3 protein-coding genes and 2 tRNA genes are annotated in these 4,112 nt (G+C 57.4%); all 5 read right to left on the bottom strand.

Annotation, left to right across the window (positions count from 1 at the left end):
• Positions 1-308: 308 nt before the first annotated feature.
• A complete protein-coding gene (locus PG888_RS22500) occupies positions 309-1,262 on the bottom strand; it encodes a recombination directionality factor (RefSeq protein WP_182939012.1) in 954 nt (317 codons plus the stop codon).
• Complete coding sequence (locus tag PG888_RS22495; protein ID WP_182939013.1) at positions 1,259-2,248, bottom strand: YqaJ viral recombinase family nuclease; 990 nt, start codon at positions 2,246-2,248, stop codon at positions 1,259-1,261. Before PG888_RS22495 ends, PG888_RS22500 begins: the two co-directional genes overlap by 4 nt.
• A 94-nt stretch (positions 2,249-2,342) precedes the next feature.
• Positions 2,343-3,293, bottom strand: coding sequence for a DUF932 domain-containing protein (locus tag PG888_RS22490; protein WP_101617129.1), 951 nt, complete (start codon positions 3,291-3,293; stop codon positions 2,343-2,345).
• 243 nt (positions 3,294-3,536) lie between these two features.
• Positions 3,537-3,626, bottom strand: a tRNA-Arg gene (locus PG888_RS22485).
• Positions 3,627-3,732: 106 nt separating this feature from the next.
• A tRNA-Arg gene (locus tag PG888_RS22480) sits at positions 3,733-3,809 on the bottom strand.
• Positions 3,810-4,112: the final 303 nt, after the last annotated feature.

Below are 4,112 nucleotides of genomic sequence, written 5' to 3'. Positions count from 1 at the left end.
CGCTGCCTTGCAGGCGGCCAGTTCTGGCAGTGCAGCCGACTCCTGATATTTCGTGCAGTCGCCTTCTGAAAACGACAACCTTTTTCAGCTATTTCCCACCCTTTTCAGGTCAATAAGGTCTCTTTGAGGCTTTTGACCTGGGGTGTCAGTGTACCTTGATCTATTGACTCAAAACTAGCGATGGGGATAAGAACGGGGCTGTTTTGTGACAGACGCCCCGTCATGAGGTCGTAGCCAGATGTACCGCTACGAGTTGATTTGAAAGGGGTTATCGCGATTCCCGACTCTGAGCGTCGGGAATCGCGGGCTCAGGCGCGAGAGAGTGAAGGATCCGCGCCTTTGCCCAGCTTGTTGGTCAGGGGGGAGGAACGAGGGCGGAGACGTGCTGGCGTCGCTTCCGTTGCCATCGGCGGTGAGGCAGATTGTGCCTCTGTCGTCTCAGTCTCCGGGTAGAACTCCTCCAGCAACAGCGGCACCTCTTCATCCACCTCCTCGAACTGGCCGTTGCGCAGTAGCGCCCGTGCCACCGCTTCCATCTCGCTGATCGTCATCCCTGCCTCCTCGTCCTGCATCGCTTCCTGCCGTGCTTGACCGACCGCCTCGGTCAGCGTCAGCTCGTCGCGCAGGGTCAGGTCCACGTAGTAGACCGGGGTGCGGTAGGACTGGGTGGTGCTCTTGGCCCGCAGCCGCAACGTCAGCGGCAGATAGCGGGTCAGGCCGCCACTCACCGCCTCCAGGTACTTGAGCCGCGCCGCCAGAGTGCGCACCGAGTTGTAGCCGGTGGTGCGAAAGATAAAGCTGCCGAGTTCGTCCCCCTGTCCCTCCACAAACAGGTTCAGTCGCCCATACAGCTTGCAGCCCTGTTGCTGACCGTAGGGGCAGCGTTCCGGGCCGGGACAACCGACCTCTTCCATCCCCTGTGCGCCGACGCGTCTCGCCACCTCCCCATTGCCGACACACAGTGGCCGTCCGGTCTGCCGGTCGAAGGCGCTGTATTCGGCCCGCAGGTTCAGGTCGCTGTCGTTGAACAGCACTCGCACCGGAATGGCGCGGATCTTGGTCTGCTCCTGTCCTTGGCCACTCTTTTGCGATGAGTAGTGTTGGTGCAGGGGATGGAGCAACCATCCCCCTTTTTGTTGTATCTGGGTGGTGAGGGTGAAGCTGTCGTCCTTCTCCGGTACCCACTTATCCTGTTTTTGCACCAGCTTGCCGATGCAGATCCGCCCGATCACGGGCGGGGTTATCGCCAGTCCTTTGATCATGGTGTTTGCCTCAAGGGTTGAATGGTGAAACGGCGCACGCCGGGCACCGGTTTGACGTAACGGGTGAGCAGGTCGGGATGATCTTGCCCGAGCTTATCCAGATCCGGCGCCAGCCGGTCTTTGCTGCGCTTCCAGGTGATCTTGCCATCGGCAAACAGCCCGGCTGTCGCTTCACCCAAGGTCGCTTGCAGCCGCTGTTTGAGTTGTGACTCTTGTTGCTCGACAGCTTCCTTTTGCTGACGCAAGCGCAGTAGCTCCCCAAACAGCTGGTTGAACTCGGGAGAATCGGAGAGATCCACAGTCTGGCCATCGTCACGCGGAAACAGCCAGCTCAGGGCATTGGCGGCATCACTGGAGCCGTCAGGCTCAGGCTGCTGGTCTTGTTGCACCATCTGCCAGAACTGCGCTTCCCGCTCGGTGAGATCCTGGATCTTCTCCTCATCGCGCTCGATGCGGTAAATCCGAAAATCCTGGCCGCCGATCAGCACTGCTACCTCAGCCCAGGCATGGCCAGTGACGGCTAGTTGATGGAGTACCTGACACTGGTAAGCAACCGGCACACCTTCCTCCCACTGGGGGGCGCTGTGATAGCTGGCGGTCTTGATCTCCAGAATGCCCGGCCCATCGGGATGGCCGACCACCTCCCGATCGAGGTTGGCGAGCATGAAGGGTTGCTCGGGATGTTGCAGTACTGCATTGACTCGGCGTACACGAAAGCCGGTGCGTTTGGCATAGACCTGCGCCAGCACAGGTTCCAGCTCAATGCCCCACAGCACAGCTTCCTTATGGGAGATATCCTCCGGCTCCTTGCGGCCGGTCTTCTCCAGCCACAGGCTGAGCGGGCATTTGTAGGGGGATAGTCCCACTGCCACGGCGGCATCGGAGGAGCCAATGCCGAGTTTGCGGATAGCGAGCCACTGCTCGCGGGTTAATTGGGTAGTGGAGGCCAGCCGCAGGGCCTGGCCGTATTTGGATTTTGCTTTCATGACGACTCCTTGTTAACGGCATAAATGGCTACGCCCGGATTGGCTTGCGCCAGTCCGGGTGAGGTCGTTATGCGGTTTGAATGGGGAAGCGGAATTACTGCAGCAGAGTGAGTGCTTGGCTCAGGGCTTGGGATTTGAGTTGGGCGCCCTGACCAAACCAGGCGGAATCGAGCCGGTGATCTTGGCTGCGGGCACGGCGGTGGTGATCCACGTATTCGGTGACAGCATTGACCAACCCCCAGGCTGTATTGCGGGAGCTGGCAAGCTCTGAGCCCATACCTGCGCCCTGATAGAGCTCATGCAGCCGTTGTACCGGCCTTGTGAGAATGATGTTCTCCTCATCCCGCGGTTGCGCCAGCAGGTCGCTGAAAAAGCGCAGTGCCTCTTCGGGGGCCACGGGCCGCTGTGCCAGCGCCTTGGTCTGGACTTTGAACTCATCCCAATGGGAGAGTCCCAGTCCGAGCGACTCTTTGACGGCAGCGGCATCGAACTGAGTGGAGTGGGGCACCTTGATGGCACCGGTAGCACTCCGCAGTGCCATCTGCAGGGTGTTGTTGCAGACCACCCGCAGAGATGTGAACTGCGCCGTGGTGCAGAGCGTGCCGTCGCAGCTGGTCGCCAGCAGCAGATAGGACTTCACCAAATCACCGCCTGCTAGCTTGAGATCCTTACCGGTTTTGGCCAGTGCCCACAGCTTGCGGCCACCTTTGAGCGAGCCTGCAGTCTCCAGCTCAAAGCCACCGGCTTCTACCAAGTCTTGATAGAAGTGCAGTACCTCGTGAGGCTGTACCACGTTGTAGCGGCTTGAGACCACCGATAGGGGGGCAAGGGTATCGGAGCGATAAAGTACCTTGCTGTCGCTGTAGGGGCGGATATGGAGTGCATCGGAGGCGACGTTAAACATCACGTCGCTCTGCTCGATGGTCCAATCCATTCCGGCAGCCTGCAGCCAGATATCGAGAGATTGTTGCGGGGGCAAGACATTGCCAAGGCCATGCCAAGGGGTTTGGCCAGTGTAGGCCATTGTGTCGATCAGGTGAGCCATGGGAGATCTCCAATGAAAAAGGGACTGCATAGAGCAGTCCCTTGGGTAGGTTCATGGAGATAACATATATCTGTAAATTATTGTAATGATAATCATTTGGTATCTAAGGGCGCGTGAATAAGCACCTCTTATCGGTCACTTTTAGTGAGACAATGAACTTCGTTGGAGGGGTACGGAGAGGGGTACGGGGCCAAAAACGACCAAGGGGTTAGCACCGTGAAGATGCCAACCCCTTGTTTTATATGGTGCTCCCGACTGGAGTCGAACCAGTGGCCTGTCCCTTAGGAGGGGATGGTTATAAGAGCTTTTAAATAAAAAATATCGTTAAAAAACAATTGGTTAAGTGCATTTTTGGATTTGAATAGCGCTGAAATAGCGCAAAATAATGCTTGCAACGCATGCGCAAATGCATTATTGGGGGTGAAATGAGGTTACGAGATGGCGTCCCAGGCAGGATTCGAACCTGCGACCTCGCCCTTAGGAGGGGCGCGCGCTATCCAGCTGTGCCACTGGGACGTGCGCGCATTATATAAAAATACTAATAAAAATAAACAGCTAATGTCATCGCCAGCGACCACTGAGGTGCAGATCACCGCGTTGTCAGCTGACAATCGAGTTCGCTGGAGCCAGATTTCCATTTCACGATACCTATAATGCGAATGCCTGCTGGCCCTGATGAGCAGATCACCCCGTTGTCAGCTGACAATCGTTGCCAGCCAGCAGCTAGGATTTCATTTCACGCTACCTATAATGCGGCTGACAGAGAGTGCCGAGCAGATTATCGGGCAGCGGCCAGGACTTCATTTCACACTACCGATA

The organism is Aeromonas sp. QDB23, assembly GCF_027707745.1.
Lineage (GTDB): Bacteria > Pseudomonadota > Gammaproteobacteria > Enterobacterales > Aeromonadaceae > Aeromonas > Aeromonas allosaccharophila.
The sequence above is the reverse complement of the archived record's forward strand: the minus strand, read 5'-3'. Positions and strand labels throughout refer to the sequence as shown.

What these genes read in the sequence shown, in the direction of transcription:
- PG888_RS22500 (WP_182939012.1), bottom strand. Translation starts at nt 1,262, where the DNA reads ATGATCAAAGGACTGGCGATAACCCCGCCCGTGATCGGGCGGATCTGC.
- PG888_RS22490 (WP_101617129.1), bottom strand. Translation starts at nt 3,293, where the DNA reads ATGGCTCACCTGATCGACACAATGGCCTACACTGGCCAAACCCCTTGG.
- PG888_RS22495 (WP_182939013.1), bottom strand. Translation starts at nt 2,248, where the DNA reads ATGAAAGCAAAATCCAAATACGGCCAGGCCCTGCGGCTGGCCTCCACT.